General features: G+C 55.4%; 22 protein-coding genes. 6 read left to right on the forward strand and 16 right to left on the reverse strand.

Features of this window, described 5'->3' with window-relative positions; translation table 11 throughout:
• Window positions 1-11 precede the first annotated feature (11 nt).
• Window positions 12-263 carry a DUF1418 family protein gene (locus HZZ01_RS08010; RefSeq protein ID WP_179896277.1) on the reverse strand — a complete coding sequence of 84 codons (252 nt, stop codon included), beginning with the start codon at window positions 261-263 and terminating at the stop codon, window positions 12-14.
• Between the two features lie 255 nt (window positions 264-518).
• On the opposite strand from HZZ01_RS08010, the gene HZZ01_RS08015 reads away from it, so the two are divergent.
• The gene (locus HZZ01_RS08015) at window positions 519-782 is read left to right on the forward strand and encodes a GrxA family glutaredoxin (protein ID WP_179896278.1); all 264 of its coding nucleotides are present in this window, start codon (window positions 519-521) and stop codon (window positions 780-782) included.
• 87 nt (window positions 783-869) lie between these two features.
• Here HZZ01_RS08015 and ybjM read toward each other — a convergent pair whose 3' ends face one another.
• Complete coding sequence (ybjM, locus tag HZZ01_RS08020) at window positions 870-1235, reverse strand: inner membrane protein YbjM (RefSeq protein WP_179896280.1); 366 nt, start codon at window positions 1233-1235, stop codon at window positions 870-872.
• Between the two features lie 258 nt (window positions 1236-1493).
• On the opposite strand from ybjM, the gene HZZ01_RS08025 reads away from it, so the two are divergent.
• On the forward strand, window positions 1494-3182 hold the full coding sequence (locus HZZ01_RS08025; protein WP_179896281.1) for an aspartate:alanine antiporter: 1689 nt from the start codon (window positions 1494-1496) through the stop codon (window positions 3180-3182).
• A gap of 403 nt (window positions 3183-3585) precedes the next feature.
• Window positions 3586-4191 carry an undecaprenyl-diphosphate phosphatase gene (gene ybjG / locus HZZ01_RS08030; protein WP_179896283.1) on the forward strand — a complete coding sequence of 202 codons (606 nt, stop codon included), beginning with the start codon at window positions 3586-3588 and terminating at the stop codon, window positions 4189-4191.
• A 343-nt stretch (window positions 4192-4534) separates the two neighbouring features.
• On the opposite strand, the gene HZZ01_RS08035 is transcribed toward ybjG, so the two are convergent.
• On the reverse strand, window positions 4535-5737 hold the full coding sequence (locus HZZ01_RS08035; RefSeq protein ID WP_179896285.1) for a serine hydrolase: 1203 nt from the start codon (window positions 5735-5737) through the stop codon (window positions 4535-4537).
• A gap of 272 nt (window positions 5738-6009) precedes the next feature.
• Here HZZ01_RS08035 and HZZ01_RS08040 point away from each other — a divergent pair, with 272 nt between their 5' ends.
• Window positions 6010-6666: an HAD family phosphatase gene (locus HZZ01_RS08040; RefSeq protein WP_179896286.1), complete on the forward strand. Its 657-nt coding sequence runs from the start codon at window positions 6010-6012 to the stop codon at window positions 6664-6666.
• Window positions 6667-6813: 147 nt separating this feature from the next.
• Here HZZ01_RS08040 and HZZ01_RS08045 read toward each other — a convergent pair whose 3' ends face one another.
• From HZZ01_RS08045 to HZZ01_RS08080, 8 genes are all read right to left on the reverse strand, one after another.
• Window positions 6814-7950, reverse strand: coding sequence for a PQQ-dependent sugar dehydrogenase (locus tag HZZ01_RS08045; RefSeq protein ID WP_179896288.1), 1137 nt, complete (start codon window positions 7948-7950; stop codon window positions 6814-6816).
• Window positions 7951-8069: 119 nt separating this feature from the next.
• On the reverse strand, window positions 8070-8705 hold the full coding sequence (locus HZZ01_RS08050; protein WP_128085280.1) for a carbonic anhydrase: 636 nt from the start codon (window positions 8703-8705) through the stop codon (window positions 8070-8072).
• 408 nt (window positions 8706-9113) lie between these two features.
• On the reverse strand, window positions 9114-9563 hold the full coding sequence (locus tag HZZ01_RS08055) for a DUF4385 domain-containing protein (RefSeq protein WP_179896290.1): 450 nt from the start codon (window positions 9561-9563) through the stop codon (window positions 9114-9116).
• On the reverse strand, window positions 9560-10465 hold the full coding sequence (gene gsiD, locus HZZ01_RS08060) for a glutathione ABC transporter permease GsiD (protein WP_179896292.1): 906 nt from the start codon (window positions 10463-10465) through the stop codon (window positions 9560-9562). The genes HZZ01_RS08055 and gsiD overlap by 4 nt, the downstream gene beginning before the upstream one ends.
• Entirely contained in the window at window positions 10462-11391 is a 930-nt protein-coding gene (gene gsiC / locus HZZ01_RS08065) for a glutathione ABC transporter permease GsiC (protein ID WP_179896293.1), read from the reverse strand. Before gsiC ends, gsiD begins: the two co-directional genes overlap by 4 nt.
• Window positions 11392-11437: 46 nt before the next feature.
• Window positions 11438-12973, reverse strand: a complete 1536-nt coding sequence (gene gsiB / locus HZZ01_RS08070; protein WP_179896295.1) for a glutathione ABC transporter substrate-binding protein GsiB — start codon at window positions 12971-12973, stop codon at window positions 11438-11440.
• A gap of 54 nt (window positions 12974-13027) precedes the next feature.
• Window positions 13028-14884, reverse strand: a complete 1857-nt coding sequence (locus tag HZZ01_RS08075; protein WP_179896297.1) for a dipeptide ABC transporter ATP-binding protein — start codon at window positions 14882-14884, stop codon at window positions 13028-13030.
• Between the two features lie 9 nt (window positions 14885-14893).
• Window positions 14894-15853, reverse strand: a complete 960-nt coding sequence (locus HZZ01_RS08080) for an isoaspartyl peptidase/L-asparaginase family protein (RefSeq protein WP_179896299.1) — start codon at window positions 15851-15853, stop codon at window positions 14894-14896.
• A gap of 256 nt (window positions 15854-16109) precedes the next feature.
• Here HZZ01_RS08080 and moeA point away from each other — a divergent pair, with 256 nt between their 5' ends.
• Together moeA and moeB are read left to right on the forward strand one after the other, a co-directional pair.
• Entirely contained in the window at window positions 16110-17345 is a 1236-nt protein-coding gene (gene moeA, locus HZZ01_RS08085; protein ID WP_179896301.1) for a molybdopterin molybdotransferase MoeA, read from the forward strand.
• Window positions 17346-18104 (forward strand): molybdopterin-synthase adenylyltransferase MoeB, encoded by a 759-nt coding sequence (moeB, locus tag HZZ01_RS08090; protein ID WP_179896303.1) that lies wholly within the window; start codon window positions 17346-17348, stop codon window positions 18102-18104.
• A 228-nt stretch (window positions 18105-18332) separates the two neighbouring features.
• On the opposite strand, the gene HZZ01_RS08095 is transcribed toward moeB, so the two are convergent.
• From HZZ01_RS08095 to HZZ01_RS08115, 5 genes are all read right to left on the reverse strand, one after another.
• The gene (locus HZZ01_RS08095; RefSeq protein WP_033782451.1) at window positions 18333-19925 is read right to left on the reverse strand and encodes an ABC-F family ATPase; all 1593 of its coding nucleotides are present in this window, start codon (window positions 19923-19925) and stop codon (window positions 18333-18335) included.
• Between the two features lie 178 nt (window positions 19926-20103).
• Window positions 20104-20505 carry an H-NS family nucleoid-associated regulatory protein gene (locus tag HZZ01_RS08100; protein ID WP_003850507.1) on the reverse strand — a complete coding sequence of 134 codons (402 nt, stop codon included), beginning with the start codon at window positions 20503-20505 and terminating at the stop codon, window positions 20104-20106.
• Between the two features lie 866 nt (window positions 20506-21371).
• Window positions 21372-22901, reverse strand: coding sequence for an efflux transporter outer membrane subunit (locus HZZ01_RS08105; protein WP_179896305.1), 1530 nt, complete (start codon window positions 22899-22901; stop codon window positions 21372-21374).
• A 1-nt stretch (window position 22902) separates the two neighbouring features.
• Window positions 22903-24471 (reverse strand): DHA2 family efflux MFS transporter permease subunit, encoded by a 1569-nt coding sequence (locus HZZ01_RS08110; protein WP_179896307.1) that lies wholly within the window; start codon window positions 24469-24471, stop codon window positions 22903-22905.
• Entirely contained in the window at window positions 24468-25613 is a 1146-nt protein-coding gene (locus HZZ01_RS08115) for an HlyD family secretion protein (protein ID WP_179896309.1), read from the reverse strand. Before HZZ01_RS08115 ends, HZZ01_RS08110 begins: the two co-directional genes overlap by 4 nt.
• Window positions 25614-25748: the final 135 nt, after the last annotated feature.

Genomic DNA, 25748 nt, shown 5'->3' on the forward strand with positions numbered 1-25748 from the left:
CTCCAGCAACATTATCTTTTTTTATCAATCTGATTGAAGAGCTGTGGCGCGATCGCTTTCGCGGTGCGCCACATTAATAGCCAGGCAGCAGGCAGCATCAGCACCACGCCAGCGATGAACAGCACAGTGGCCAGCGTTTTCACGTCAGCCAGGCCTGGCAGCGGAAGCCAGTGGTTGATCAGCAGCAGCGCGCCTAAAATCAACAGGCCACCCGCCGCCTCCAGCACCACCACAAACCGGGGTAATCTGGCCACACTCTGCATCACATCCTCCTGCCTTAGCAGCTTACTGAGCGTCAATTATGGTCAACAACCCCAAAATTGCGCGGGATACATGAGCCGCTGTCGCGAAAAAGCCCTTATTTCAGACGCTTCCTGAATGGGCAGCAATAGCGTGCGTGCATCAGACTAACAGGCAAATCCTGCTTTCCTTAAGCGATACGAGCGGGCATCATGGTTGCCATTCTCTGTTTCATTGTGTGATATACATCACACAATAGTCGCTGCAAGGAGTTCTCAATGATTGCTGTAATTTTTGGTCGTCCGGGCTGTCCCTACTGTGTCCGTGCCCATGAGCTGGCCGACAAACTGACCACTGAGCGCGATGATTTTAGCTACCAGTACGTCGATATTAATGCAGAAGGCATTACTAAAGCTGATCTGGAAGCAAGCGCCGGTAAACCTGTCAGCACCGTGCCACAGATTTTCGTGGACGAAAAACATATTGGTGGCTACACCGAGTTTGCTGCCTGGACTAAAGAGAATCTGGGATTTGTTGCGTAAGCGCGGATAGCCGGAATGAAAAAGGCGAGACAGGATTCCCTGCCTCGCCTTTTTGCTCTCTGCCTGACGACAGTTATCCGACACCATTTAATGAATTGATGCCATCACAATCTGCATCAAACGCACCAGCAATGCTCCGCAGCCTGCCCAGAACAGCGCACTGAGGCTCCAGGCGACTAAAAAGAAGCCATTGCTGTGGATAAACAGGCTGTTATTTAACAGCAGTGCTGCCAGTAACGTTCCCCAGAGCCCCATTAGCAGCGTACTTTTTAACGGGCTTTCCACCTGCATTAATGCCATCACAACACCGGGCAACATAAAGAGCAGTAATTCAGGCTGACCACGAAGCGGGCCGGGACCGACCTGCCAGAAACGACAGGTAAAAACAAACACCAGACTATACAACACCACGCCGCACAGGCGGGTCGTCCAGAGATAAGAACGCTGCGGCATACCACCCCACTGATTAAAAGTAACCCCGACAATAACCTGCTGATATCCCTGATGCGTTCAGGTGGAAATAAAAAGAAACAGTTCGCTGTGGCAACGAATGAAAACAGCCAATGGCTGTGAAAGAATTTTCTGATTAGAATAGCGCCGCGGTAAAGGTTCTATTTGCAGTGTTGATACAACAGATCCTCAACGGCTTGCTCACGATAGCGAAAAACAGGCCACTCTTCAATAGCTTACATGTAAACAAGAAGTTAAACATTGAATATTAACGTCGCAGGATTGTTAAGCGGAAATGACATTTTGTTATTATTTGTTGTTTTAGCGCTCGGCCTCTGTCTGGGTAAGTTGCGTCTTGGCTCAGTTCAGCTGGGAAATTCAATTGGCGTATTAGTTGTTTCGCTCTTATTAGGCCAGCAACATTTCACCATCAATACCGATGCATTGAGCCTGGGCTTTATGCTGTTTATTTTTTGTGTCGGTGTCGAAGCGGGTCCCAACTTCTTTTCCATATTCTTTCGCGACGGTAAAAACTATTTCATGCTCGCCATCGTCATGGTGGTCAGCGCGCTACTGCTGGCGCTGGGGCTGGGCAAACTCTTTGGCTGGGATATTGGTCTTACCGCTGGCATGCTGGCTGGATCGATGACTTCAACGCCAGTGCTGGTCGGTGCAGGTGATACCCTGCGGCAAAGCATCACCGATCCAAAGCAGCTCGCACTGATGCAGGACCAGCTGAGTCTCGGTTATGCCGTGACCTATCTGATTGGCCTGGTCAGCCTGATTTTTGGCGCACGCTACCTGCCCCGTCTGCAACACCAGGATCTGCCCACCTGCGCCCAGCAAATCGCCCGTGAACGCGGCCTTGATGCCGACAGCCAGCGCAAAGTCTTCCTGCCGGTGATCCGCGCCTATCGCGTGGGTGCGGAACTGGTGGCATGGAGCGGCGGCAAAAACCTGCGCGAACTGGGCATCTATCGTCAGACCGGTTGCTATATTGAACGCATTCGCCGCAACGGTATCCTCGCCAGTCCCGATGGGGATGCGGTGCTGCAACTCGGTGATGATATCTCGCTGGTCGGCTATCCCGACGCACACGCCCGGCTTGATCCCAGCTTCCGCAACGGCAAAGAGGTGTTTGACCGCGATCTGCTGGATATGCGCATTGTCACTGAAGAAATTGTGGTGAAGAACCACAACGCGGTGAACAAACGCCTGAGCAAGTTAAACCTCACCGATCACGGCTGCTTCCTGAACCGGGTAATACGCAGCCAGATTGAGATGCCGATCGACGACAGCATCATGCTGAATAAAGGCGATGTGCTGCAGGTCAGCGGCGAAGCACGACGGGTTAAAAGCGTGGCGGATCGCATTGGTTTTATCGCGATTCACAGCCAGATGACCGATCTCTTAGCTTTCTGCGCCTTCTTTATCGTGGGTCTGATGATTGGTCTGATCACCTTTCAGTTCAGCAATTTCAGTTTTGGTATCGGCAACGCGGCGGGTCTGCTGTTCGCCGGTATCATGCTCGGCTTCCTCCGCGCCAACCACCCAACTTTTGGTTATATTCCACAGGGCGCGCTCACCATGGTGAAAGAGTTTGGGCTGATGGTATTTATGGCGGGCGTGGGATTAAGTGCGGGTAGCGGCATCAATCACGGTCTGAGCAGTGACGGTGCCATGATGCTACTGTGCGGCCTCCTGGTGAGTCTGATTCCGGTCATCATCTGCTATTTGTTTGGGGCCTATGTGTTGCGGATGAACCGCGCCCTGCTGTTTGGTGCCATCATGGGCGCGCGTACCTGCGCACCGGCCATGGAGATTATCAGTGATACCGCACGCAGCAATATTCCTGCACTGGGCTATGCCGGAACCTATGCCATTGCTAACGTTTTGCTGACGCTGGCGGGAACGCTGATCGTCATCATCTGGCCAATATTGCCCTTATAAAATTATTTTGCCTGCGTCCAGAACTTTATAGTTAAGCGGCAGTCATAATAAGTGCCACTGCTTTTCTTTGAAATCCCCAAATTGTGGAGCCCGCTGGTCTTTTTCCCGGTGGGTTTTTTTATGCCTTTTTTCCCGCAGCCAAACTCCCACCGCCAGAACCACGCCTGAAACGGTCATAAAACTTAAACAGTTGTGCAACTCCTTATCAAATTCAGAGCCTTTCCGTAGACGAATTGTCCTCTTAAAAGCAGGATAGATGGCTGTTAAGTTAGCAATTTGTGCTGACCTATTTGGGTGGGCGCGCTGTCGCTAACCCTGTTTATTACCGCTGTTATCGGGCCGGGCTGGCAGAATGTCGCCCGCTGCCGTTAACCGGGTTGTCTGCTGAGGAATTTATCCCGAAATGGAAGAGCTGAACCATTTACTGTTTACTGCCATCAATGCCACACCGGCTTCTCCCGTCTGGTTACTGCACATGGCGACCTTTATTGCCAAAGATCTGATCGCCATCGTGCCGCTTTTAATTGTGGCGATGTGGCTCTGGGGACCGCGCGATCAGGTTTCTTCACAGCGGGCGCTGGTACTGAAAACCGGCATGGCGCTGATTTATGCCCTGGCGATCTCCTGGTGTGTGGGCCATCTGTTACCGCATCCCCGCCCTTTCGCCATTGGTTACGGTTATCAGTTCCTGCATCACGCCGCCGATGACTCCTATCCCAGCGATCACGGCACGACGATATTCACCTTTGCACTGGCCTTTATCTTCTGGCATCGCCTCTGGTCGGGTGTGGTGCTGATGGTGGCGGGTTGCGCTATCGCCTGGTCGCGGGTTTACCTGGGCGTTCACTGGCCGATGGATATGCTGGGTGGGTTCCTGGTGGGTCTGCTGAGTTGTCTGGCGTCGCATCTGGCGTGGCAGTTCTATGGTGAGCGGATGCTGGCGGTGATCAATCCGCTCTATCGGGCGCTGTTTGCCGTACCGATTCGTAAGGGCTGGACGCAGAATTAAGGAAGGGCCGCGATTGCGCGCCCTGGATTGTCGGAATTGTGCTTCATCTGGCGGTGAGATCGAGCCTGCTCAGAGAACAGAGTCAGATCGGAAAGACGTAAAAACCGCCATCCACGGCACGCCCGGCCCGCGCGATTACGCACCTCCTCCATGAGGTGCACCCGTTGACGGGCCAACGCGTTGCGTTGTTCTAAAACGCTCCCGGCGTTTTTGTCCCAGGCGCGGGGCTTTCCTCTTCTGACCCCGTTGACCCCGTTCCCTGCGTGCTGAGCGAACGCATTGCTGCCAGATTATTATCGGGAAACAGCACTCGTCTCAGAGACGTCTCAGCGGCCCTGGGCGCTTACGACAGCCATTTCCCGAACCAGCCGTTGAACTTCATCATCACAAAATCAATCATCCGGCTGAAGAAGCCGCCTTCCGGCACATCCTGCAACACCACCAGCGGACGCTGCTCAATCATTTTGCCGTCCAGCTGGAAATCAATGGTGCCGACCACCTGATTCTTCTTCAGCGGGGCTTCCAGCTGCGGTGCAGTGAGCTTGAAACTCGCCTTCAGGTTCTTCATCTGCCCTTTCGGGATGGTCAGCGCGGCATCTTTCGCCACGCCCAGATTTACCTGACTCTTGTCACCAAACCAGACCCGCTGCTGCGCAAACGGTGCATCCGCTTTTATCGGCGTTACCGTTTCATAGAAACGGAAGCCCCACGTCAGCAGCTTTTCACTTTCGCGGAAACGAATCGCATCGCTGGCGGTGCCAAGCACCACCGAGATCAGGCGCATATCGCCTTCGGTCGCGGAAGCCACCAGGTTATTGCCCGCGCCGGAGGTGTGGCCGGTTTTGACGCCATCCACCTTGAGGTTGGTGCTCCACAGCAGACGGTTGCGGTTGATCTGACGAATATTGTTAAAGGTAAACTCTTTCTCTTTATTCAGCGCGTACTCTTCTGGCACATCGCGGATCAGCGCCTGAGCAATCAGGGCCATATCCCGCGCCGTGCTGTACTGCCCTTCTGCATCCAGACCATGCACCGTCATAAAGTGGGTGTTCTGCAGTCCCAGCGCTTTTACGTAGTTGTTCATCAGGCCAATAAACGAGTCCTGACTGCCCGCCACATAATCTGCCAGCGCGATACAGGCGTCATTACCGGACTGGATCACGATACCTTTGTTCAGCTCATGCACCGGAATGCGATCGCCCGGCTTGAGGAACATCAGAGAAGAACCGCGCAGTTTAGGGTTGCCGGTCGCCCAGGCATCCTGTCCGACGGTCACCAGGTCATCCGGTTTTATTTTGCCCGCTTTGATCGCCTGGCCAACCACGTAACTGGTCATCATTTTCGTCAGACTGGCAGGATCGAGACGCTGATCGGCACTGGACTCGGTTAGCACTTTACCGCTGGCGTAGTCGATCAGGATCCACGCTTTAGCATCAATGCCGGGCGCGGCGGGAGCCTGCTCAGCAAAAACGCTGATGGGGGCAAGAATCAGTAATGAGGTAGCAGCAAGGTGCCGCAGGTGAGATGAGAAGCGAGTGTTTGTCATGGGCTTGGCCGGATTGTCCTTGTTAAATCGAAATTCCAGGGGCAGAAAATTCTCACTCAAACGCTAACCGTTGATGGCAGCGAAAAAAACCGCCGAATCGTAAAGATTTTTAGATTTTAGTAGAGTAACCCTGGCATAAGCGCCGCGCGCGTGCCGGTTTTCCGGAATTCTGTCGCGATAAAAACCGAGTTAAATTCCGATTTTTTGCAGAAGAGTTAAGCCCGTCACAAATATCAGTTAACCTGAAAGCCAGTCAGCCGAGGAGACCGACCATGGACTTAGCCCTTTTTGATCTTGATGAAACCCTCATTTGTGAAGACAGCACCAGCCTGTGGCTGCGCTGGCTGGTATCCCAGGGATTCGCTCCCAGTGAACTGATTGATCAGGAACAGGCATTAATGAATCAGTACTATGCCGGTACGCTGTCGATTGAAGAATATATGAATAAAACGCTCTCCCCACTGGCGGGTATGGCGACACTGACCGTTGAAGGCTGGGTGCGTCGTTTCATCCAGCGCGACATCCTGCCTCGCGTCTACCCGGCCGCCCGCGAGCGAATTGAGTGGCATCGGGCGCGTGGCGACAGAGTGATGATCATTTCTGCCAGCGGCGAGCATCTGGTGGTGCCGATTGCCGAGAAGCTGGGAGCCTGCGGCGCGCTGGCGATTGGCGTTGAAATCGTGGACGAGCGCTACAGCGGCAACACTTACGGCACCATGACTTACAAAGAGGGCAAAGTGACCCGACTGGGCGACTGGAAAGCGCTGCAGCAGGCGGAGAGCTTTGACCGCACCTGGGCCTACAGTGACTCAATGAACGACCTGCCCCTGCTGGAACAGGCCGATCATGCTCATGTCATCAATCCGGATGAACAACTGCACCAGGAAGCGTTAAACCGCGGCTGGCAGGTTTATCACTGGGCTCGCTGATTCAGAGTCGGGTCAATCAGGCGTAATGATTACAGGCAGCCTGGACAGGGGCAGCGCGAAACAACCGGAACGTGCGCGTCTTACCTGAAGAGGGTGAGCACTGCCCGGGTCCAATCTGACGAATAAAACAGGCTGTGGGACAGGCTATTAGCCGCGGGACGCACCAGCGTCCTGCGCTAACCCCACTTTCAGCAGCTTGCCATTAGCCTCATCGGTCAGCACATAGAGATAACCATCCGGGCCCTGCCGGACATCGCGAATCCGCGCATTCTGATCCCCCAGCAGGCGCTGCTCCTCCACCACTTTTTCGCCGTTGATACTCAGACGAATCAGGTTTTTTTCTTTCAGTGCACCGATAAACAGCGAGTTTTTCCACTGGGGAAAACGGGCGCTGTTATAAAACGCCATACCGCTGATGGCCGGGGAAACCGTCCAGTGGTAAAGCGGTTGTTCGGTGCCCGCGACATGGGTGCCCTTTGACTCCGGCACTTTATCGCCGCTGTAGTCAATGCCGTACGTCGCCAGCGGCCAGCCGTAGTTCCTGCCCCGTGCCATAATATTCACTTCATCGCCGCCGCGCGGGCCATGCTCATTTTCCCATATCATGCCGGTCCAGGGGTTAAGTGCCAGACCCTGCGGGTTACGCAGACCATAGGCCCAGATTTCTGGCCGGGCGCCGGGCTTTTTCACAAACGGATTATCGTCCGGCACGCTGCCATCAGCGTTGAGTCGCAGCAGTTTGCCCTGCAGCTTATCGAGGTCCTGCGCCGCGCTGCTGACAAAATTATCGCCGAATGCAATCCAGAGATAACCCTGGGTATCAAACGCCAGCCGGGTGCCAATATTGTTGCCACTGGAGAGCATCGGCGTCTGCTGAATCACCTCGCGGAAATCGCTGAGCTGCCGGTTATCCTGGCTCAGCGTGCCAACGCCCACGACTGCCCCCGCTTTGCCACTGCTGTTCGCCTCGGTATAGCTGAGCCAGACGCGACGACTGGTCGCGAAATCGGGTGCCAGCACCACGTCCAGCAAGCCACTCTGCCGTTCTGCCCAGACTTTCGGCACCCCTTTGATTGGCTGCGACAGACCGCTTTCCGGGCTCCAGCTGCGCAGCTGTCCGCTGCGTTCGGTAATCAGCAACGTTTCGTTGTCGGGCAGGAAGGCGATGGACCATGGATGTTGTAACTTATCCTGCAACACCTCAACCTTTACGTCGGCGGCAAACAGCGGCGAGGCACAAAATAGTGCGCTGCTCAGCAGTAAGGCAGTCGATAAACGGGACATAGGGTTCTCCTGACGGGATAGCGTGACCTTAAGCGTAGTCATCCGTCGCGGGGTGAACCTGAGGATTTACAAAAGATTAAACAGGAAAACCCGCCGCAGGACGCAGCGGGTGAAAAGTATTACTCGAAGCAGGTATCCGGATTATCCGACAGGGTAATAAACTGCTTGCCACCCTGGGTCAGCGCCATGATGGTGCCGCTTTCGATATCGTAAACCCAGCCGTGCAGGCGTAGCTTGCCATTACGCAGGGCAACGGAGACAGACGGATGAGTCTTCATGTTGTTAAGCTGAGCGATGACGTTCTCTTTGACCATCTCGTTAAGCTTCTTCTCGGGTGAGTCATACTCACGCTGCTCGACCACTGCTTTTGCCGCATCGGCATAGCGCAGCCAGTGCTCAACCGCAGGCATAGTGTCCATGCAGGCGCAGGAAGCGATGGCGTTCATCGCACCACAGTTGGAGTGACCACAGATGATGATGTCGGAGACACCCAGCGCAACGACCGCATATTCGATCGTGGCTGAGACACCGCCTGGCTCGGGGCCGAATGAAGGAACGATATTGCCCGCATTGCGGATAACGAACAGCTCTCCTGGCTCCTGCTGCGTTACCAGCTCAGGCACCAGACGGCTGTCTGAACAGGAGATGAACAGCGCTTTCGGATTTTGATTTGACGCCAGGCTTTTGAAAAGATCCTTCCTTTCAGGAAACACATTCTGCTGGAAATTCAGAAATCCGTTGATGATCTCTTTCATTATTTAGCTCTCACATTATCCATTTCATTACCTGAGGGGCATAGCCCCCTCAGTGGGGTTTGCTGGTTTATTATTAATGAAAACAAGTGAATATCAACCCGCGTTTTATTGGATGTTGTAAACAAGGGCCACTGTCAGCGTTTCGCTTATCTGCCCCCTCGCTTACTGGAAAAACCATTTCTTTTTACAGGACGGTGAGTTACTGGAAAATGCAGGCTGTAAATAGCGCGTTTTTTCGCTGGTGCCGTACAACGGCTTTTACGCGTTTTTTCACTACTTTACGCCGCCTGGCCATCAGCGATGCGGATTTTGCAGTCTGTGAATGGAAGGGGTGGTGTGGCGGGAGAGGCTGATTGATGTATTAACGGCAGCAGACTGATCTGCTGCCGGGCGAAAAGGATTTAATCTTTAACCATACTGCTGCTGATGCGCCTTTTTGCGTCGCAGATAGTCCTCATCTTCACGCAGCTTGTCCCAGTAGCCCTTGAAGATGGCCGCCGCCGCGGCCTTTTCCTCGTTGACGCCGCGCGGAAACTCTTTGCCGTCAGCATCATACTTGCGGCCACCTTTGTGGTTGCTGTAACGGCGCGCGCGGGTATATCCCATCTGGATAAACTTGCGCGCCATATCCATGCCGACAAAATCGTCCTGACGCCGGTAATCCTCAAACAGCGCCATGATTTTCTCAGCAGACTCTTCGGCAATGGGAACGGTACGAAAACGCCAGTGCGGCAGAATTTCGCTCTTATACGGCTCGACCATCAGCACACCCTGCTCGCCTCGCCCGACCTGATAAAGCTCGGGATGCTGGCGGAAGTTGATAGTGCTGAAGTCCTGATCATAATCGAAAGGTTTCATCTCTTTAGTTTAGGATCAAGCGCGTCACGTAGCCCGTCCCCGAGCAAATTAAATGCCAGAACAGTGAGAAAAATGGCCAGACTGGGGAAAATGGCCACGTGAGGCGCAATCACCATGTCGGCCCGCGCCTCATTCAGCATCGCGCCCCACTCCGGTGTAGGCGGCTGTGCGCCCAGCCCCAGAAACGACAGGCTGGCGGCGGTGATGATGGAGGTACCGACCCGCATGGTGAAATAGACCACAATCGGCGAGACCGTGCCCGGCAGGATATGCCGCATCAGGATCGTCCAGTCAGAGGCTCCGATACTGCGTGCCGACTCTATAAAAGTCTGATGCTTCAGCACCAGCGTATTACCGCGCACCAGGCGGGCAAAAGCCGGAATACTGAAGATCGCCACCGCCACTATCACGTTGCTCATGCCGCTGCCCATGATCGCCACGACCGCAATCGCCAGCAGAATGCCAGGGAAGGCAAACAGCACGTCACAGATGCGCATCGTGATGCGATCCCACCAGCCTTCGTAATAACCCGCTAACAGACCAAAGAAAGTACCAATCAGTGCGCCGATCACCACCGAGAAGAAACCGGCAATCAGGGATATACGCGTGCCGACCAGCACCCGGCTGAAGATGTCGCGCCCCAGCGAATCGACGCCAAAGAAGTGCAGCAGCGAGGGGCCTTCGTTGAGCCGGTCATAATCGAAGTAGTTCTCTGCGTCGAACGGCGCAATCCACGGAGCAATCACCGCCAGCACAATCAGCAGCAGCACAAAAGCCCCGGCCATCAACGCCACCGGCTGATGCCGGAAACGCCGCCAGAACTCTCGCCAAGGCGTACGAACCCGATTCTCCGTAATCAACGGCATCGTTTTCAGTGCCGCCTCACGTCGCCAGTTTTTCATCGCGACTCCTTAAAGCGAATAGCGGGATTGATCACCGCATAGAGCATGTCGACAAACAGATTGATCAGAATAAACTCCAGTGAAAACAGCAGTACTTCTGCCTGAATAACCGGATAGTCGCGCATCGCCACCGAGTCGACCAGCAGACGGCCCAGTCCCGGCCAGTTAAACACCACCTCGACGACGATCGATCCCCCCAGCAGAAAGCCAAACTGCAGCCCCATCATCGTGACCACCGGGATCATCGCGTTGCGCAGGCCATGTTTCACCACCACCAGCGACTCGCGCACGCCTTTGGCCCGGGCGGTGCGCATGTAATCTTCCTGCATCACCTCCACGAACGAGGCCCGGGTAAAGCGCGCCATTACCGCCGCCACTGCTGCACCTAACGTGATCGAGGGCAGAATATAATGTTTCCAGCTGTCGGCACCGACGGTTGGCAGCCAGCCCAGCTCTACCGAGAAGACCTGCATCAGCAGCATGCCCAGCGCAAAGGCGGGAAACGAAATGCCCGACACCGCCAGCGTCATCCCCAGCCTGTCAGGCCAGCGGTTGCGCCAGACAGCCGAAACAATGCCAATGGTCATGCCAAAAATCACCGCCCAGATCATGCTGACCAGCGTCAGCCACAGGGTCGGCATAAAGCGCGAGGCGATCTCATCCGCGACCGGCCGCTTTGAGACCATCGACTGACCAAAATCGCCCTGCAGCGCATTCAGCATAAAGTGCCAGAACTGTTGCGGCAGCGGCTGATCCAGCCCCAGTTCCTGACGCACCAGCGCCACCACGGAGGCATCGGCTTCCGGCCCGGCAATCAGGCGTGCGGGATCGCCCGGCAGCATATGAACAAACAGGAACACCAGCACCGCCACTATCAGCAGCGTCGGGATCAGCCCAAAGAGTCTTTTGAGAAAATAGTTAAACATGCAACATCCTGCAGCTGCGGCCAGCCACGCGGGCTGGCCGGCTCCGTTACTTCAGAGTGGCCTCATCAAAATTGAATGAGGTATCGGGCATCACATAAAAACCGCTGAGGTTTTTGCTATGGGCAGAAACCAGCTGCTCAACCACCAGCGGGATCCACGGATGGTCCTGCCAGATGGTGTCCTGTGCATCTTTATAGAGACGCGCTTTCTCTGCACGGTCAGTGGTTTTCAGCGCATCGGCCAGATCTTTATCGACCTTAGGGTTGCTGTAAAACGCTGTATTGAAGATCGCCGGTGGCCAGGCTGCGGTAGCAAACAGTGGCGTCAGCGCCCAGTCTGCTTCACCCGTTGAGGCGGACCAGCCGGTGTAGAACATCCGTACGCCGCTTTCCTTCTGGCCTTTGCCTTCTACTTCTGCAGCACGCTGGCCCGCATCCATTGCCGTGACTTTGACCTTCACGCCAACCTGCGCCAGCTGCTGCTGAGTGAACTGCAACACTTTCTGCGCGGTGCTGTGGTTATGTGACGACCAGAGCGTGGTTTCAAATCCGTTCGGGTAACCCGCCTCTTTCAGCAGCGCCCGGGCTTTGGCTGGATCGTAGCTGATGGCCGGATAGGTCTGCGCAAAGTCGACCGCGGAAGGCACAATGCCGGTAGCGGGCGTGGCGTAACCGGAGAAGGCCACTTTCGCCAGCGCCTGACGGTTGATGGCATATTCCAGTGCCTCACGTACCTTCGGGTTGTCGAACGGCTTCTGCGTGACGTTGAGGCTGATGTAACGCTGCATAATGGAAGGCGAGGTCACCACGTCCAGCTTGCTGTTTTTTTCCAGCAACTTTACCTGCTCATAAGGCACCGGGAACGCAAAGTTCGCTTCGCCGGTCTGCAGCATCGCCGCTCGGGTGTTGTTGTCCACCACCGGGCGCCAGGTGATGCTGTCCAGCTTCGGATAACCCGGCTTCCAGTAGCCGTCCCACTTCTTCACCTTCACAAAATCAGTCTGGTTCCAGGTTTCAAACACAAACGGGCCCGTTCCCACCGGATGGAAACCGATCTCTTTGCCATATTTTTTCAGCGCGGTGGGTGAAATCATCGCCGCCGCCGGATGGGCCAGATTGTTGATAAAGGCCGAGAACGGCTCTTTCAGCGTCACTTTCACGGTGGCTGGATCCACCACTTCGGTGCTGGCGATGCGTTTAAACAGGTTGTAGCGCTTGAGATGGTTATCCGGGTTGCTGGCGCGATCGAGGTTGACCTTGACCGCTTCCGCATTGAAGTCTGTGCCATCCTGAAATTTAACCCCGGGACGCAGCTTGATGGTATACGTCAGGCCGTCGGCGCTGGCCTGGTAGCTCTCCGCCAGCACGTTGGTGAGTTTCATGTCCTTATCGAAGCCAAACAGGCCCTGATAGAAGGATTTTGCGACCGCCTGAGACAGCGTGTCATTGGCATCATAAGGATCGAGCGTGGTGAAGTTGGACGCGACAGCAATCACCGCATCCTGTGCTGCCCACGCGGGCAATGTTATTGCGCTGCTTAACACGCCAGCTGCCAGTAACCCTTTACGCATCGTCATCTGCATCTTGTTCTCCTGTAATCCCTGTCGGGGTGGTCGCCGGGGCGACATTGTCACTGTTCAGGTCGCACTGATCACGTGGCGGGCGACGAAATGGCCCGGGGCCACCTCCATCAGCGGCGCCACTTCAGGTTCATCCCCTAACGCATGAATCGGGCTGGGGATCTCATCGACCAGTAAAGCACGTTCGCGACGCCGGTGAGCCGGATCGGCGACCGGCACTGCTGCCATGAGTTTTCGGGTATAGGGATGTTGAGGCTGTTCAAACACCGCCTGACGCGGCCCCATCTCGACAATCTGACCGAGATACATCACTGCCACGCGGTGGCTGATACGCTCCACCACCGCCATATCGTGAGAAATAAACAGAAAGGCGATGCCAAACTCGCGCTGCAGGTCGAGCATCAGATTGATAATCTGCGCCTGAACCGACACATCCAGCGCCGAGACGGACTCATCGGCAATCACCACTTTAGGGTTCAGCGCCAGCGCGCGGGCAATGCAGATACGCTGACGCTGCCCGCCAGAAAACTCATGCGGATAACGCTGAGCATGCTCCGGCAGCAGCCCCACTTTATCCAGCAACCAGGCAACCCGCTGCTCTGCCTCGCGACGCGGCATTGCCTTGTGGACCAGCAGCGGCTCCATAATAGAGAAGCCGACCGTCAGCCGGGGATCGAGCGAGGCATAGGGATCCTGGAAGATAAACTGAATGTCGCGGCGCAGATGGGCCAGTGCGGCACCCGAAAGGTGGTCTATTCGCTGGCCGTCAAATGTCAATGTGCCGCCCTGACTGGCCACCAGCTTCAGCAGCGAGCGGCCGGTGGTCGATTTACCACAGCCAGACTCGCCCACCAGCGCCAGCGTCTCACCGGCATAGAGATCAAAACTGACTTTTTCGACGGCATGAACCCGGCTTTTAACCCGATTCAGCAGACCACCGCGAATATCAAAGCGGGTGACCAGATCGCGCACCTGAAGAATCGGCGGCTGCAGGCGGCGTACCGTATCCTGCGGCACATCATCAACGGCATCACTGTGCAGCAAGGGAAATTTGGCGGGTAAAGGCTGGCCCTGCATCGCGCCGAGTTTTGGCACCGCCGCCAGCAGCGCCTGGGTATAGGGCTGCTGAGGTGCGCTGAACAGTTCGGCGACCGGGGCATTTTCCACCACTTCGCCGCGATACATCACCTGAACCCGATCGGCCATTTCGGCGACCACGCCCATATCGTGAGTGATAAAAATCACCCCCATCTGCATCTCTTTTTGTAGCACGCGGATGAGCTGCAGAATCTGTGCCTGAATAGTGACGTCGAGCGCGGTGGTCGGCTCATCGGCAATCAGTAACGCCGGTTTGCAGCAGAGCGCCATCGCGATCATCACGCGCTGACGCATCCCGCCCGACAACTGGTGCGGAAAGCGGGACAAGACATTGTGCGCATCGGGAATCCGCACCAGGTCCAGCATCCGGCGTGCCTCGGCCAGCGCACCGGCGTGGCCCAGGCCCTGGTGCAGACGAATGGATTCGGCAATCTGCTCGCCGACGGAGAAGACCGGATTCAGCGAGGTCATCGGCTCCTGAAAAATCATCGCCATATCCGCACCGCGCACCCGGCGCATCTGACCTTTTGAAGCGCGCATCAGATCCAGCACGTCGCCATTGCGACGGCGCAACTGCACCTCGCCGCTGACGATTCCGCCCGTCTGCTCAATCAGCCGCATCAGTGCCAGTGAGGTGACCGATTTCCCGGAACCTGACTCGCCCACCAGCGCCAGCGTTTCGCCGCGAAACAGATCGAGTGACAAATGACGCACGGCGTCGGTGACGGTGTCTTCGTGCTGAAAACGCACATTGAGATCGCGCACCGCCAGTACCTGCTCAGGGGCAAGAGGTGGTAACGTTTGCCTGTCGCTCATCTCTGCTCCTTAACTTTCGCGATAGATAGCGACTTCCGCCGCCTCACCGACGCGCGCGACGCCCCGGTACATACCTTCGCTGTTAAACGGCAGCGCCACGTTGCCCGCGCGATCGACCGCAATCAGCCCGCCGCTGCCGCCCAGTTCCAGCACGCTGTCATGAATGACGTTAACTGTAGCCTGCTGCAGCGAACGTCCGGCGTAGCGCATCTGCGCAGCCACATCGTAGGCCGCCAGCGTGCGCATAAAGACTTCCCCGGTGCCGGTGCAGGAGACTGCCACGCTGTCGTTACTGGCGTAGCAGCCCGCACCCGGCAGCGGCGAGTCGCCGACACGCCCGGCCTGCTTGTTGGTCATACCGCCCGTTGAGGTGGCAGCAGCCAGGTTGCCCGCCAGATCCAGCGCGACAGCGCCTACCGTGCCGAACTTACGGTCCGGGTCCAGTGGATCGTCGCTATGCGCAGCGCCATCATGGTCCAGAACCGCTGTATCGCTGTTGAGCGCGCGCTGCAACTGCTCCCAGCGTTCCGGCGTTGAGAAGTAATCAGGCGCGACCGTTTCCAGTCCGTTCGCTACGGCAAACTGCTCTGCGCCCTCGCCGATAAACAGCACATGTTCGCTCTTTTCCAGCACGGCACGTGCCGCCAGCACCGGATTGCGAACCTGCGTCACGCCCGCGACCGCACCCACATCCAGCGTACGGCCATCCATAATGCAGGCATCGAGTTCATGGGTGCCCTGATGGGTGAACACTGCACCTTTACCGGCGTTGAACAGCGGACACTCCTCCAGCAGTCGCACGGCCTCGGTCACCGCATCCAGTGCACTGCCACCCTGAGCCAGTATCTGCTGACCCTGAGTGAGAATATCGTGTAGCGCCTGGCGATAGCATTGTTCCTTTTCGGCGCTCATTGCTGCGCGCGAAATCGCACCTGCGCCGCCGTGAATGGCGATCACTGCATTGACCATAACGCTCTACCCTGTAGTTGCATCAGGACGAAAAACACTGATTTAAAATGGTTTTCACCCATTTTGGGTGATTTTTGACTATAGAAAGCCTGCTAAGTGTTGTAAAGCGGAAACTGTTCCTGTGGTTATAACCTTTTCTTACCACTCTATTTCCTTTTTGCCATAGCAACTGGCGCGCTATGCCGACACCGATGTGACTCAGCAGCTAATCCGACCCATAATAGGCAGCATCTGAGTTAACCAGGCTGGACTATTTATGGAAAGTTTTACTGCAGGTTTGATCTCCCTTGAGGAGGCGCAACAAAAAATGCTGTCACAGCTGACGCCCGTGACCGATTCACTGAGCGTGCCGCTGGCCGATGCAGTCGGTCGCATCACGGCAAAAGCAGTGACCTCGCCGATTGCGGTGCCGCCCTTTGATAACTCCGCGATGGATGGCTACGCCGTCAGGCTGGCCGATGTCAGCAGCGGCCAGCCGTTACCCGTGGCGGGCAAAGCCTTTGCGGGCGCGCCGTTCAGCGGTGAGTGGCCGCAGGGCAGCGTGATCCGCATCATGACCGGTGCGCCGGTGCCCACAGGTTGTGAAGCGGTGGTGATGCAGGAGCAGACCGAGTCTCAGGGCGAGGCAATTGTGATTACCGCGCCCGTGCGTCCCGGACAAAACATTCGCCTGACCGGCGACGATATTCAGCCGGGTCATGTGGTGCTGGAAGCGGGAACGCGTCTGGGTGCCGCCGAGCTGCCACTGCTGGCTTCGCTGGGTATCGCGCAGGTCAGCGTGCTGCGAAAACTGCGGGTCGCTATCTTCTCCACCGGTGATGAACTCCAGCCGGTCGGTGAGCCGCTGGCAGAGGGCCAGATTTACGACACCAACCGTTTTGCCGTGTCGCTGATGCTTCATAAGCTCGGCTGTGAGGTCATCGACCTTGGCATCATCAAAGATGATCCTGCTGCTCTTCGCGCTGCCTTTGAGGAAGCCGATCGGCAGGCCGATGTGGTGATCAGCACCGGCGGCGTCTCGGTGGGCGAAGCGGACTTCACCAAAAATATGCTGGAAGAGCTTGGCGTCATCAGCTTCTGGAAGCTGGCGATGAAGCCCGGCAAGCCGTTTGCTTTTGGCCGCCTCAACAGTAGCTGGTTCTGTGGTCTGCCAGGTAATCCGGTCTCCGCCGTCGTCACCTTCTATCAGCTTGTTCAGCCTCTGCTTGCCACCCTCACTGGCCAGCAAAAATCCGCCTTGCCACCCCGTCAGAAAGTGCGCTGCGCCTCGCGACTGAAAAAATCGCCGGGGCGTCTCGACTTCCAGCGCGGCATCCTGCGTCAGAACGCCCAGGGTGATCTTGAGGTAGAGACGACCGGAATGCAGGGTTCACACGTCTTCAGCTCTTTTGCCCAGGCAAACTGCTTCATTGTACTGGAGCGGGATCGCGGTAACGTTGAGCCGGGCGAATGGGTTGAGGTAGAACCGTTCAACACCCTGCTGGAGGCATAAATGCTGCCTGAATTAAGCGATGAGGAGATGCTGCGCTACAACCGGCAGATTGTCCTGCGCGGCTTTGATTTCGACGGTCAGGAGCGGCTCAAAGCGAGCCATGCGCTGGTCGTGGGACTGGGCGGACTCGGCTGCGCGGCTGCGCCCTACCTGGCGTCTGCCGGCGTCGGTAACATGACGCTGCTCGATTTCGATACCGTGTCGCACTCTAACCTGCAACGGCAGATTCTTCACCATGACGCGGATATTGGCCGCGCCAAAGTGGACTCCGCCGCACAAAGCCTGGCCGCCATCAATCCGCGCTGCCAGTTGCATCCGATCAACGGACAGCTGGACGATACAGCGCTGCTGGCGCTGATTGCCCGGCAGCAGGTCGTGCTGGACTGCACCGACAACGTTTCGGTGCGTGAGCAGCTCAACCGCCTCTGTCGGCAGCAGCGCGTGCCGCTGGTCTCAGGCGCCGCAATTCGGATGGAAGGCCAGATCAGCGTATTCACCTGGCAATCTGGCACACCCTGCTATCGCTGTATCAGCCGCCTGTTTGGCGCACAGACGCTGAGTTGCGTGGAAGCTGGCGTCATGGCCCCACTGGTCGGCGTCATTGGTGCGATGCAGGCGATGGAAGCGATTAAAGTACTGACTGCCTTTGGCACACCCGCCACCAGCCGGTTGCTGATGTACGATGCGATGAGCGCGGAGTTCCGCAGCATGAAAGTCGCGCAGGACGCGCATTGTGAAGTGTGTGGTCGTGGAGCTTAACCCTCTGCGGGAATCATTTTGCAAACAGCTCAAAACTCAAAGTGAAGTAAGCATACGCCTGTAGCAAAGCATCACGGGACAGAGATGGCGGGGTTTACGTTTTTGTGAAAGGCGTATGCTCCCTGAGCTTATGCTGAACAACAGAACAAGCCGAACCACCCGCCTCAAAAATAATAAGCCAGTCATCGGCACAAAAAAAACGGGGTGGCCTGCGCCACCCCGTTTTTATCAGACGATACCCTGACTCCGCAGGTAATCTTCGTAATTACCGGTGAAGTCCACCACCTTGTCTGCTTTCAACTCAATGACGCGGGTTGCCAGCGAGCTGACAAATTCACGGTCGTGTGAAACAAACACCAGCGTGCCTTCATACATCTCCAGCGCCATATTGAGTGATTCAATCGACTCCATATCAAGATGGTTGGTCGGCTCATCCATAATCAGGATGTTCGGTTTTTCCATCATCAGCTTACCGAACAACATACGGCCCTTCTCACCACCCGAAAGCACTTTCGCCGGCTTCTTAATATCATCCTGAGAAAACAGCAGACGACCCAGAATACCGCGAATGGTCTGCTCATCATCGCCAGGCTGTTTCCACTGACTCATCCAGTCAAATACGGTCAGGTCATTGGCAAAATCATCCGCGTGATCCTGAGCGTAATAACCAATACGTGCATTCTCTGACCATTTAACGGTGCCATTATCTGGCGTAAGCTGACCCACCAGTGATTTCAACAGCGTCGACTTACCAATACCATTGGCACCAATCACCGCCAGCTTCTCACCCACTTCCAGCAGCAGATTTAAATTCTTAAACAGCGGACCGTTATCAAACCCTTTGGTTAAACCTTCCACTTCCAGCGCATTACGGAACAACTTCTTGTCCTGCTCAAAGCGGATAAATGGGTTCTGACGGCTGGACGCTTTCACTTCATCCAGTTTAATTTTATCCATCTGCTTAGCGCGTGATGTCGCCTGACGCGATTTAGAGGCGTTGGCGCTAAAACGACTGACGAATGATTGTAAGTCAGCAATCTGCGCTTTCTTCTTGGCGTTATCAGATAACAGACGTTCACGTGCCTGGGTTGCAGCGGTCATATATTCGTCATAATTACCGGAATAAACCCGCAGCTCGCCATAATCCAAATCGGCCATGTGGGTGCAGACCATATTAAGGAAGTGACGGTCATGCGAAATGATAATCATGGTGCTGTCACGCTCGTTCAGCACCTGCTCCAGCCAGCGAATAGTATCGATGTCCAGGTTGTTCGTCGGTTCGTCGAGTAACAAAATATCGGGATTTGAAAACAGCGCCTGCGCCAGCAACACCCGCAATTTAAAGCCCGGTGCAATTTCGCTCATCGGACCATAATGCTGCTCAACGGGAATGCCGACGCCGAGTAATAACTCACCGGCACGGGACTCGGCGCTATAGCCGTCCATCTCACCATAGAGCGCCTCAAGATCGCCGACTTTATACCCCTCTTCTTCGCTCATCTCTGGCAAAGAATAAATACGGTCGCGCTCCTGCTTTACTTCCCATAATTCATGGTGACCCATGATCACAGTGTCCAGCACGCTGAATTGTTCAAAGGCGAACTGATCCTGACGCAGCTTACCAATGCGCTCATTAGGATCGTAAGAGACGTTGCCGCCTGAAGGCACCAGATCGCCACCCAAAATCTTCATGAAGGTGGATTTTCCGCTGCCGTTCGCACCGATTAAACCGTAACGATTACCGCCGCCAAATTTAACGGAGATATTTTCGAACAGTGGCTTACTGCCAAACTGCATGGTGATATTGCTGCTAACTAACACGGCATTGACCTTTGTGAAGAGAATGGATGAAAAAACGGCGGCTATTATGCCAGATGTGACGCAGCGCACGCCAGCGTCAGGCGTGGATTCCTGGCGGGGTGATTGATATCCCGGCAGAAATAAAAAAGCCGGAGGGCCATATCGGCCCCCCGGCTCCCACTTACAAGGATTGTGCTGATCAATCGATCAGGAAACTGTCCAGGCTTTTACCGGAATCCAGCGCTTTTTTAATCGCTGCCGGGGTGCGGCCCTGGCCAGTCCAGGATTTCTGCTCACCGTTTTCGTCGGTGTAAGAATATTTAGCCGGACGCGGCGCACGCTTGGTGCGTTTTTTTCCGCTTTCCAGCGCACCTAATAATTCATTAGGATCGATGCCGTCGGCCAGCAGCATTTCGCGATATTTAGACAGCTTTTCTTCTTTTTCGCGATTCTGCGTCTCTTCCGCTTCTGCTTCTTCGCGGCGTTCAGTAACGACTACCGTTAATTTTTCCAGGATCTCTTCAAGATCGGTCAGTGGCAGTTCACGAGCCTGGGCACGTAATGTGCGAATATTGTTCAGTACCTTAAATGCGTCACTCATCACAATGTCCTTGATTAAGGGGGGTTAATAAAACTGTAGCGCCAAGACTACCTAATTCAAATAAAAAAATAAATTATTTTTACGCTACAGACAATTCTTAAGTATTAATTCACTCCACATACCACTATTAAAAACAGCAATGCCTGACCTTCTATTAACGCTGAATTAACAACAAATCGCACTTTTACTCAGCAAATGAAAACGATTTCAGCCAGATTATACCGCAAGCGGGCAGTTAATGCTGTTTGCTAAAAGTGGGCTGCTTGGCATTATTATTTACAATCAGGATACCGGCAATAACAGATTAAAAAGGTGGCCCGACTGCGATCCCTGTCACACCAGCTTACAGATTAAGCTTAAAAAGACACCCGCAGCACCATTAAATAGCGCAAAAGAATTACCGCTCTGCAGTGTTTTTAATTACACCCCCTGTCGCGGATCGATCCATTTTACCGCTGCGATTAACCGCAGAGTCAGATTAATCGCAGAACAGCTCCGCTGCGCAATAACAGCTCTGCCTGGGTCAGCCTGCCGAATACTTGCACAGCTCTCCACTTACTCACTCATGAGATGGTTTAAAAAAAACGCCAAAGAAATAAATCAGGAAAAGTGACGCAGTTCAAAAACCGAAATCCAGGATGGACCAGCAACATAAACATATTGGTTCGCCAGAAGCGCTGTTAATATTCCTGTCGTTACCTGTGGTTTATTTTCTGCTGCCTTATCCGAACAGAAGGATGCTGAGATACCTGGCTATTCAACAGGTTAGATCAATATGAACGATATTGAGAGGCTGAAACTTCTGTTTAGCGCGGATAAAAAAGAGATAAGGCGGTCGCTGCGCAGAGGCAGCGACCGCCGAGGGGTTAATTCGCCTGCGTGGCCGGGCCAAACACCGGGTAATCTGGCATATCAACGTTCTGATACGTTTCCCAGCCACCGCCCAGCGCTTTATAGAGCGCCACTAAATCGAGTGCGCTCTGCATCCTCGCCTGAGTGGCCTGCTCCTGCGCCTGCGCCAGCTGACGCTGTGCATCCAGCACCTCCAGGAAGGTCGAAAGCCCCTGACGATAACTGTCGCTGGCAAGATTAAAGGCGCGCTGCAGGGCACCGGTCGTCTCATCCAGTGCGGTGACGCGTTGTTGATCGGCGCGATAGCTGACCAGCGCATTCTCCACATCCTGCAACGCTGTCAGCACCGTCTGGCGATAATCCAGTGCGGCGCTCGCCTGCTGCGCGCGTGCTAACTTCACGCTCGACACCAGCTGACCGCCCTGGAAGATCGGGATCGATAACGATGGTCCATAACTGTAGAAATGGCTGCTCCAGTTATCCAGATAGCTGGCGTCGGTGTTGCGGACGCCAAGCTGGCCGGTCAGAGACAGACTCGGGAAAAGCTGGGCCACAGAAACGCCAATCTCAGCGGTTTGTGCATGCAGGGTCGCTTCAGCCTGCCGAATATCAGGACGGCGGCGTGCCAGCGTGGAAGGAATGCCCACCTGAACAAACTGCGGCAGCGGCGGCAACGCTTTAGGCGTACTGAGTTCAGCATCCAGCGCGCCTGGCGTCTTGCCGAGCAGCACCGCTAACCCATTCATTGCCTGTCGTTCCTGTGCCTGATACTGCGGCAGTTGCGCCTGCAGCGTACTGAGCTGGGCTCGGGCGTTTTCCACATCAGTCAGCGGAGCCAGACCATTACGCTGCTGGCTCTGGGTCAGCTCGGCCGTCTGCTGCGCAATCTCAATTTGCTGTTGCAGCGTTTGGATGGTGCTCTGCGCGCCTCGCAGCTGCAGCCAGGCTCGCGCCACTTCGGCTTCCAGCGAAACCAGCGCATCATTGCGTTGTTCTATCGCGGCCTGCTGCTGGGCATTGGCGGCCTCAACCTGACGGCGCACTTTGCCCCACAGGTCCAGCTCCCAACTGGCGTCAAAGCTGCCCTGATAGAGGTTAACCGGCTGGGTCAGCCCGTTAAGCTGGCTGGACACATTGCTGTCGAGCTGATCGGTGGCACCATTGGATTCCAGCAAGCCTTTAAGTCCGAGCTGCTGACGCGTCACTTTGGCCGAACCGCTCAGGCTGGGGAACAGACTGCCCTGCGCCTGCGTCAGCTGTTCACGCGCACCGGCAATGCGAAGCACGGTCTGCTGCAGGCTCAGGTTGCCCGCTATCGCCCGCTCAATCAGGCTGTCGAGCTGCGGATCGTTAAAGCTGCGCCACCAGCGGGAATTAATCGCGGCGTTTTGCGGCTTCGACGCCTCCTGCGAATCCAGGGTGTTATAGCCACCCGGCACGACAGGTTTCGGTGCCTGATAGTCAGGCCCGACGGCACAGCCTGCCAGCCCAAGGGCCAGCAGCAAACTCAGGGGTTTCAGGCGATGAGAGTAAAAAACCTTCATGTTAGTGTGCTCCTGCACTGCCTTCGCTCTTAATCGGCGACAGCAGCCAACAAAATGGAATCAAAATCAGGGCGACAATACTCAGGCCTGAGAAGACATCGATGTAAGCGAGAATACGCGACTGCGCAATCATCTCCTGATAAAGCTGTCCGGTTGCCAGCGTGACGGGATCGCCCACCGCCGAGGTAAAATCGCGTATCGCCTGCGCCCAGTGCTGAAGCGTAACGTTGAACGGCTCGTTCAGCGGCGTCATGTTATGCACCATATGCGCCGACCGCGCCTGGGCGCGCTCGGTGATGGCTGCAGTAGAGAGCGAAATCCCAATCGATCCGGCCACGTTACGGAACATGGTAAACAGCGCCGAGGCGTCCGCATTAAGTCGCTGCGGGATGGTGACAAAGGCGATCGTCGTCAACGGAACAAACAGGAAACCCAGCCCGATTGACTGCGCGCTACGCATCATCACCAGTGTTTTGAAATCGACATTCGGCGTCAGGGTGGCGGAATAGAAAAATGCTATAGCCAGACAGCTGAAACCAAAGGCGATGATGTATCGCGTCTGCACAATCGGCATCAGTTTCAGCACCAGCGGAATCGTCAGTACAATCAACACCGCGCCGGGCGATAACACCAGCCCTGACCAGGTGGCGGTATAACCCAGATCCTGCTGCGCCAGCTGTGGCAGCACCACAGAACTGCCATACAGAATCATCGCCATGCCCGCCATCAGCAGCCCGGCCACCCAGAAGTTGCGGTCTTTCATCACCAGAATATCGACCACCGGTTTACGGGCATACATCAGCCAGTAAATGGCCCCGACGATGCCGATCAGCGCCAGAATGGCGAACAGCACGATAAAGTGCGAAGCGAACCAGTCCTCATCTTCTCCACGATCCAGCATCACCTGCAGACAACCCAGTCCTAAGGTAATCAGGCTGATACCGATATAATCGATCTTCAGCTTACCTTTGGCCCATTTACGCTCCCACGGTGGATCTTCCAGCAGCTGATAGATCGCCATCACGGTCAGGATGCCCACCGGAATGTTGATAAAAAACACCCAACGCCAGCTGTAGTTGTCGGTGATCCAGCCCCCTAATGTCGGGCCAATGACCGGCGCGACAATAATAGCGATGGAGGAGAGACCAAAGGCCTTGCCGCGATCTTCCGGCTTGAAGTAGTCCAGCAGCACGGACTGCTGAACCGGCTGCAATCCGCCGCCAAAAAAGCCCTGCAGCACGCGGAACAAAATGATCTGCCATAGTTCCGTTGCGATGCCGCACAGGAAGGAACAGATGGTGAACATCACGATGCAGATCAGGAAAAACTGTTTACGGCCAAACAGACGGCTGAAGAACGCAGAGATAGGCAACACAATGCCGTTCGCCACCAGATAGGAGGTCAGCACCCACGTTGACTCATCGTAACTGGAGGAGAGCGAACCGGCGATGTGCGGCAGCGCCACGTTAACGATAGTGGTGTCGAGGATCTCCATAAACACCGCCAGCGTCACCGTGATTGCGACTAACCACGGATTACTGGCCGGTTTCCAGCTCTGCGCCGTACTCATTCCACCGTTACCTTCGGTTCAACCGAGAGACCCAGCGGCAGTGGATGGTTTGGATCCAGGCCCTTGTCGATGACGATTTTCACCGGCACGCGCTGAACGATTTTCACATAGTTACCGGTGGCGTTTTCTGACGGGAAGGTCGAGAAGCGTGAGCCGGAGCCCATCTGAATACTGTCGACGTGTCCTTCCAGCTTCATGTCCGGCCAGGCATCGACGCTGATTTCAACTTTATCGCCCGGATTCATGCGTTGCAGCTGAGACTCTTTGAAGTTCGCAGTAACCCAGATTTCAGGCGAAACCAGCGAGAACAGAGAGGAACCGGCCTGCACCAGTGTGCCCAGCTGAACGTTACGCTTGGTAATGAACCCGTCATAAGGCGCGCGAACCTGGGTATAGGAGAGATTAAGATCGGCCGTGCTTAACTGCGCCTTCGCCTGCTCAACCTGTTGCTGACGCGCTTCCACATTCGTCTCCTGCTGACGAATCTGCAGGGCAACCTGTGAGGCGACTTCAACCTGGGCTTTCGCACTCTGTAACTGCGCCTGCGCCGAACGTAGCTGCGCGGACGCGCTGTCGATATTACGCTGGCTGGTCGCACGTGGATCGACGCCACGCTGGCGACGGTAATCCGCCTGCGCATTCAGCATATTCGCTTCTGCTTTAGCCTGATCGGCCAGAGCCTGATCGCGCTGAGCCGGATACTGTACTTTTGACAGCGCCAGCTGGGCCTGCGCCTGATGCAATTGTGCAACGGCTAAACCGAGCTGCGCATTAGCCTGTTCACGCTGGGCACGGTTGTCGCTGGGATCGATCTCTACCAGCAGATCGCCCTTCTTCACCCGCTGGTTATCGTTCACCAGCAACTTCACGACATAGCCGGAGGCTTTAGGCGCAATAGTAACGGCATCGCCTTCAGTAAAGGCGTCGTCGGTGGTTTCGATATTGCGGGTAGATAACCAGAACCAGAGACCGACAATCAGCATAATCACCACCACCACCGCCAGAATAATCAGCGGCTTTTTACCGGGGCGTTTACGCTCAGGTTGCTGGTCGTTGTCCTGATTTTCCTCTGACTGACGGCTTTTATCCGTCACATTATCTGCGTCCTGCTGGTGTGGATCGTGTTGGTTATTCTCGCTCATAGTTCCCATCACTGGCTAAGGCCCTAATTCCCGGGCATAAAGGTCCTGTTAACCTTATCTCGGAAACTGACAAAATCCAGCGCAACTTTACGAAACTTGAGAAATGGCGCACATCCTGCCACCTCTCAGAGGTAG

The sequence above is a fragment of the Pantoea sp. WMus005 genome (genome assembly GCF_013415305.1).
GTDB lineage: Bacteria > Pseudomonadota > Gammaproteobacteria > Enterobacterales > Enterobacteriaceae > Pantoea > Pantoea rara.

Bases quoted from the DNA above. Each gene is read 5' to 3' on its own strand.
- HZZ01_RS08010 (WP_179896277.1), bottom strand. From the start codon at position 263: ATGCAGAGTGTGGCCAGATTACCCCGGTTTGTGGTGGTGCTGGAGGCG.
- HZZ01_RS08015 (WP_179896278.1), top strand. From the start codon at position 519: ATGATTGCTGTAATTTTTGGTCGTCCGGGCTGTCCCTACTGTGTCCGT.
- ybjM (WP_179896280.1), bottom strand. From the start codon at position 1,235: ATGCCGCAGCGTTCTTATCTCTGGACGACCCGCCTGTGCGGCGTGGTG.
- ybjG (WP_179896283.1), top strand. From the start codon at position 3,586: ATGGAAGAGCTGAACCATTTACTGTTTACTGCCATCAATGCCACACCG.
- HZZ01_RS08035 (WP_179896285.1), bottom strand. From the start codon at position 5,737: ATGACAAACACTCGCTTCTCATCTCACCTGCGGCACCTTGCTGCTACC.
- HZZ01_RS08040 (WP_179896286.1), top strand. From the start codon at position 6,010: ATGGACTTAGCCCTTTTTGATCTTGATGAAACCCTCATTTGTGAAGAC.
- HZZ01_RS08045 (WP_179896288.1), bottom strand. From the start codon at position 7,950: ATGTCCCGTTTATCGACTGCCTTACTGCTGAGCAGCGCACTATTTTGT.
- HZZ01_RS08050 (WP_128085280.1), bottom strand. From the start codon at position 8,705: ATGAAAGAGATCATCAACGGATTTCTGAATTTCCAGCAGAATGTGTTT.
- HZZ01_RS08055 (WP_179896290.1), bottom strand. From the start codon at position 9,563: ATGAAACCTTTCGATTATGATCAGGACTTCAGCACTATCAACTTCCGC.
- gsiD (WP_179896292.1), bottom strand. From the start codon at position 10,465: ATGAAAAACTGGCGACGTGAGGCGGCACTGAAAACGATGCCGTTGATT.
- gsiC (WP_179896293.1), bottom strand. From the start codon at position 11,391: ATGTTTAACTATTTTCTCAAAAGACTCTTTGGGCTGATCCCGACGCTG.
- gsiB (WP_179896295.1), bottom strand. From the start codon at position 12,973: ATGCAGATGACGATGCGTAAAGGGTTACTGGCAGCTGGCGTGTTAAGC.
- HZZ01_RS08075 (WP_179896297.1), bottom strand. From the start codon at position 14,884: ATGAGCGACAGGCAAACGTTACCACCTCTTGCCCCTGAGCAGGTACTG.
- HZZ01_RS08080 (WP_179896299.1), bottom strand. From the start codon at position 15,853: ATGGTCAATGCAGTGATCGCCATTCACGGCGGCGCAGGTGCGATTTCG.
- moeA (WP_179896301.1), top strand. From the start codon at position 16,110: ATGGAAAGTTTTACTGCAGGTTTGATCTCCCTTGAGGAGGCGCAACAA.
- moeB (WP_179896303.1), top strand. From the start codon at position 17,346: ATGCTGCCTGAATTAAGCGATGAGGAGATGCTGCGCTACAACCGGCAG.
- HZZ01_RS08100 (WP_003850507.1), bottom strand. From the start codon at position 20,505: ATGAGTGACGCATTTAAGGTACTGAACAATATTCGCACATTACGTGCC.
- HZZ01_RS08105 (WP_179896305.1), bottom strand. From the start codon at position 22,901: ATGAAGGTTTTTTACTCTCATCGCCTGAAACCCCTGAGTTTGCTGCTG.
- HZZ01_RS08110 (WP_179896307.1), bottom strand. From the start codon at position 24,471: ATGAGTACGGCGCAGAGCTGGAAACCGGCCAGTAATCCGTGGTTAGTC.
- HZZ01_RS08115 (WP_179896309.1), bottom strand. From the start codon at position 25,613: ATGAGCGAGAATAACCAACACGATCCACACCAGCAGGACGCAGATAAT.